Source organism: Cytophagia bacterium CHB2 (assembly GCA_030263535.1).
Lineage (GTDB): Bacteria > Zhuqueibacterota > Zhuqueibacteria > Zhuqueibacterales > Zhuqueibacteraceae > Coneutiohabitans.
Genome location: SZPB01000426.1, coordinates 1 through 4,878, shown reverse-complemented (window position 1 = coordinate 4,878; position 4,878 = coordinate 1). Strand labels below are relative to the sequence as shown.

Below are 4,878 nucleotides of genomic sequence, written 5' to 3'. Positions count from 1 at the left end.
ATAACCTCCGACTGCCGACAAAAGAAAACCCAGAAGCAGCATCACCACTGCGGAAACAATCGCGCCCACAACGCTTTCACTAAAATAGTAATACAGAATTGCCATGGGGATCGCGAGCAAAACCGTGACGCCCAAAATCACACGCAGATTGAGATCATGATCGAGACGAGAAGGCTGGGCTACGGCGCTGCCTTTTTTAAACACGCCGTGGAATGCAGACGAAAGCGATTGGCGCAACCCCCACATGGTTTTGATCGCGGCCACCAGCATGGCGCCTACCGCGATTGGCCGCACATGATTGTACCAGACGGAATTCATCACCTCTGAAACCGGCGGGGTTTGGCCGCCGAGCGAAAGCTGCGTACTGAAATCCGGATTGACAAAAAGAATCAATGGAATCAGCACGAGCCAGGCAATCACGCCGCCCACGAAGTTAATTGTCGCCAGTTGCGGGCCAATAACATATCCCACGCCGATAAGCGCAGGTGAAATGGCAAACGTCGACCACGGCAATACGCCGGTGTGAGCGACATCGCCCATGGACGTGCGATTACCCGAGAAATGATGAATAAGAGATTGGGGAAGCGAAATGATTCCGGAAAGGCTTTCACGAAAAAGCTTGATGCCCGCATCGGCTTTGAATACCTGTAGCAGCATACCAAAGCCAAGCGTGCCAAACACGTATTTCGCACCGCTTTCACCGTGCTGGCCGGCTTTGACAATCTCTGCGCAGGCGCGGCTTTCAGGAAAGGGCAAGCCCGCATCGACCGTCAATGTGCGGCGGAGAATGATGATGAACATCACGCCGAGCACGCCGCCGATCAACAAAATGAATGAAGTCTCCCAATAATTGAAATCCGTCCACAAACGCTCGCCGCCGACGTTGGCGATCACGAATGCCGGGATGGTGAAAATCGCGCCGGCCACCAGCGCCTCGCCGACGGAAGCCGCCGTGCGTGTGATATTTTGCTCCAACACATTGCCGCGCATGAACGGCAGACGAAACGCGGCAATGGCGATGACGGCCGCGGGAAAACTGGCGGACACGGTTTGTCCGGCTTTTAAGCCGAGATAAGCATTTGCGGCGCCCAGCACAACCGCCATTACAATGCCGAGAAAAACCGCTTTGAATGTCAACTCCGGTAAATTCGTTTCCGCAGGAACATAAGGTTTTTCGACACGGTTGTCGGACATGTTTTCTCCCTTCGAGTTGGTTTGCGGGTCCGGTTGCCGAATTTCAGCTTCTCATGCTGATGATTCAGCTTGCCCAAAAAATTTTTCATCACGCCACATTGTTCTAACAAGCGATTCCAGAAAATCCCGACCAGAAAAAATTGCTTTAACGGCGTTGCTTCATGGCATCGAGATAAAATCCTGCAACAGCGCGAAAGCGGTGTACGAGTGAGTCTTCATGCACGAGAATGCCGAGCAAGCCGCCCTTGGGATGCGTCCATTGCCAGCCGTCAAAACGCCATTCATCCTCATGGCGTTGCAACTCGATGAAAACGAGAAAATCACCGATCTCAGCAATTTGCAAACCCCACTTGCTCACCGGCGAAACATTGTAAACAAAAAACGTCACGTGATTTTTTTCCGCCCGCAAATCGGCGCGGTACGCCACCTTCCCCAAACGATTGTCAATTTGAAAAAAATAAAAGGAGGTGTCAATAGGCAAGGCGCGAAACGCCGGGGATGGCGAAGTCCTATTCGAGGCGGGAAACGGAACAACAGCGCTTGCCTTGAACAGCGTTTTCGTCTTTTTTTCTGTGCGGGAATAATATTGCAATCCCGCGAGTTTATGCACTGCTGCGAGCGTGTCCGCAAGTTGGAGGGCCGAAAGGTTCACGTTGAAATTGCCGCGGGCATGAATCAAAAGCTTGAACGGGCGATGGCGCGGAAAAACGGGAGGCAGGCTGTCGGAGCTAAACGCATTGGCATTTTTATAAACGCGGAGATCAAGTGAATCGGTTGAGGCGCCGGCAACAGCGAATTCGCAAGCGGCAGAAATATAAATCGACAACAAGGTAGGGCAAATAAAGCGATTGAGGCGCATCATGTTCTCGACTTGAGATGACGGGGCGTTTTTCGATCACAATAACGGCGCGACAGCCATCAACAATCCTGAGGCAAAATGAGTTAGGGCAAATCCTGGCTCATTTTTCGAGCTGACTGGCGCAAAACATAATCCATCCGTTGACTTTGTCAAGCGCTTTTTCAGAAATCGTGATTGATGATGATATGGCAAATTAGGAGAGGGTTTGTTCCGGTGAGAATAATGATACCTCGCGTTCGCCGGTTTACTTGCCAGCAAGCTGGTGAAATCCCTTGAGATTTCTTTTTAATGCTCATCGAATGAATTAACGAGCCCACCAAACATTGATTTGCGATCAAAGAATGGAAAAATCATTGACCTGCAAATAGCGCTGCTCGGGCAGCAGGCGGCCGTGCACTCGCACACGATGTTTGTGCATATTTGCGGCGCGCTGCAACAGCTCGCCGCCCTTGTCAAACGCTGCAATGGTGAGAATCTTGCCGTCCGCCGTGCGCAAGCCGAAGCGATGCGAGGCGTCATGGCCGTGTTGCAAATGAAGTTCATCGAGCAAAAAGCAATCGATACAAATCACTTCGCCTTCGAGACTGGCTTCAGCCGCGGCAAACTCTAGGCGCGTTACTGCCGGCGCCGGGCGCGAGAAATAATATGTCAAAACACTTGGCACGAACATGAGCACAGCGGCGATTGCAATAGCCGGCAACGGCCGCCACAAGAAAATCTGGCGCAGTTGCTCCCAGGAGCCGAAACGCGCAGGCTCCTGCGCCAACGCATGCCGAATTCTTGCTCGCAGCAGCGCCGGCGCGGCCATGCGCTGCGTGTGTTGCTGCACCAGCGCTTTCATCTGCCGCTGTTGATCGAGCTCGCGGGCACATTGCGGACACGCTTCCACATGCGCCGCAATCACGGCATTCCACCTCGCGTCGGTTTCATTGTCAACAAAAGCGGCGGCGCGATCTAAAACGTCTTGACATCGGGGGTTCATAAACTCCTCACGGCAGTATACAACATTTCATTCTTGCGAGTCTTCATTCGGTTTCACAATGCCGGCGCGCCGGGCATAATCGCCAAGATAACTCTGCAATTGCTGGCGTGCGCGTGATAGCCGCGACATCACGGTTCCAATCGGTGTGCCCGTGATGGCCGCAATCTCCTTATAGGAAAACCCTTCAATATCACACAGCAAAACAACCATGCGAAACTCATATGAAAGTTTTTGCAGCGCGGCATTCACTTCATCACCGAACAACGCGCGATAGAGCCGTTCATCATATGCTGTTTCAAACTTATCATCGCGCTCTTTCTCCGGCCGGCTATAAACCTCCGCGACCTTTTCGAAATCGACTTTTTGAGGAGCGCGCGCCTTCTTGCGGTATTGATTGATGAACGTGTTGAACAGAATCCGAAAAATCCAGGCTTTGAAATTCGTGCCGGGCTCGAATTTATCGAAGAACCGAAACGCGCGCAAATACGTTTCCTGCACCAAATCCTCCGCGTCAAACGGGTGGCGCGTCAGACGCAGCGCCGTATGGTGCAGGGCATCCAGGTGCGGAAAGGCAGATTCTTCAAAACGCCGCCGGCGCTCGTCTGCCGCAGATTTTGCACGAAGCATGAAATTCCTCGATTCCGTCACGATCGTCAGGCCGGGCGATGCTCCCGGCTTCATCATATGTCAGTTTAACGCGAAGGAAAATGAGGAATCTTTTATCAAAACACAACAGGCGGCGTGCGAATAGTCAATTGCGAGAATCGGTGTCACGATGCCGGTGGATTATTCAAAGCCCTCTCAAGTGCCGCCTGCAAGGCGGAAGCGGAAACCATACCGACATAGCTGTTCACAATTTTTCCGTTGCGATCGATGATATACGTCTGCGGGATGGTTTGCACGTTATAGCGCCAGGCAATCTCGGCCGAACCGATCAACACGGGATATGCAATCGGAATGCGCGCAGCAAACGCTGGGACGGCGGCTTGCGGGTCGTCATCCAGCGAGATGCCTAAGAATTCGACGCCGCGCTCGCGATAGAGTGCATAAACATTATTGAAATCCGGGATCTCGCGTCGGCACGGCCCGCACCATGTGGCCCAGAAATTCACCACCACGACTTTTTTGCCTTCCAGGCTGCGCAGATTCACCGTTTCACCGGTGAGCGTGCGCAGAGTGAAGTCGGCGAGCTTACCCGCTTCAGCCGCTGCTGGGGCGCTGTTGCCGGCAGCTTTGGGCTTGTCTTGGCAGGCGTTGAAACTCAGACTTGCCAGCAGTACAGGAAACAACCAGTATTTTAGCTTCATGTAAAATCCTCGTGTTTGATCAGTCACTAGACTAACATCGCCGCAGGCTGAAAATATTCCAACAAATCCCTGCGGATTGAGCGGAAGAATAAGCAATTCAGCATTTTCAAACAACCGAAAATCCCTCGTCGGCTAAATTAGATATTTGCGGGTACACTCTCTTCGCATCTCGACTGCGCAATTTGTGCGGGATGGCTGTTCTCACCTCCAGTGCGAGGCGCAGGGTGTGGCCGAAAACCCTCTCAGGTAGATATTCTGTGAAGCAAACCACTTGATTTCGAGTGGGCATTTTGAATGAAAATAGATTTTCGGGCTACACCCTAGGCGATCTTACGATTAAATCTGCCAGAACTTTCTTACAACTCGCACTCACCTCACCAAACTATCTCTGTAAAACGTTATCGCAGTCCGTATCGGAACCGCAAGCTTCGCGGGCGGTGGTGTTTTCCAAAACTATTGGTCATCGCATATTCACCCAATCATAGTTTGAAAGGCTCGCTCATGCAACGCAAACACAGTCTCATCGTTTTGCTGCT

Annotated in this window: 5 protein-coding genes; all 5 read right to left on the bottom strand. The window is 52.2% G+C overall.

What is annotated here, in order from left to right; genetic code table 11:
- Positions 1-1,194: oligopeptide transporter, OPT family (locus FBQ85_26505; GenBank protein ID MDL1878684.1), on the bottom strand; the 1,194-nt coding region annotated here is incomplete at its 3' end.
- A gap of 145 nt (positions 1,195-1,339) precedes the next feature.
- The gene (locus tag FBQ85_26500; protein ID MDL1878683.1) at positions 1,340-2,053 is read right to left on the bottom strand and encodes a hypothetical protein; all 714 of its coding nucleotides are present in this window, start codon (positions 2,051-2,053) and stop codon (positions 1,340-1,342) included.
- 334 nt (positions 2,054-2,387) lie between these two features.
- The gene (locus tag FBQ85_26495) at positions 2,388-3,035 is read right to left on the bottom strand and encodes a hypothetical protein (protein ID MDL1878682.1); all 648 of its coding nucleotides are present in this window, start codon (positions 3,033-3,035) and stop codon (positions 2,388-2,390) included.
- Between the two features lie 27 nt (positions 3,036-3,062).
- The gene (locus FBQ85_26490) at positions 3,063-3,662 is read right to left on the bottom strand and encodes a sigma-70 family RNA polymerase sigma factor (GenBank protein MDL1878681.1); all 600 of its coding nucleotides are present in this window, start codon (positions 3,660-3,662) and stop codon (positions 3,063-3,065) included.
- Positions 3,663-3,805: 143 nt separating this feature from the next.
- Positions 3,806-4,342, bottom strand: coding sequence for a TlpA family protein disulfide reductase (locus FBQ85_26485; protein ID MDL1878680.1), 537 nt, complete (start codon positions 4,340-4,342; stop codon positions 3,806-3,808).
- Positions 4,343-4,878 lie beyond the last annotated feature (536 nt).

What these genes read in the sequence shown, in the direction of transcription:
- FBQ85_26500 (MDL1878683.1), bottom strand. Translation starts at nt 2,053, where the DNA reads ATGCGCCTCAATCGCTTTATTTGCCCTACCTTGTTGTCGATTTATATT.
- FBQ85_26495 (MDL1878682.1), bottom strand. Translation starts at nt 3,035, where the DNA reads ATGAACCCCCGATGTCAAGACGTTTTAGATCGCGCCGCCGCTTTTGTT.
- FBQ85_26490 (MDL1878681.1), bottom strand. Translation starts at nt 3,662, where the DNA reads ATGCTTCGTGCAAAATCTGCGGCAGACGAGCGCCGGCGGCGTTTTGAA.
- FBQ85_26485 (MDL1878680.1), bottom strand. Translation starts at nt 4,342, where the DNA reads ATGAAGCTAAAATACTGGTTGTTTCCTGTACTGCTGGCAAGTCTGAGT.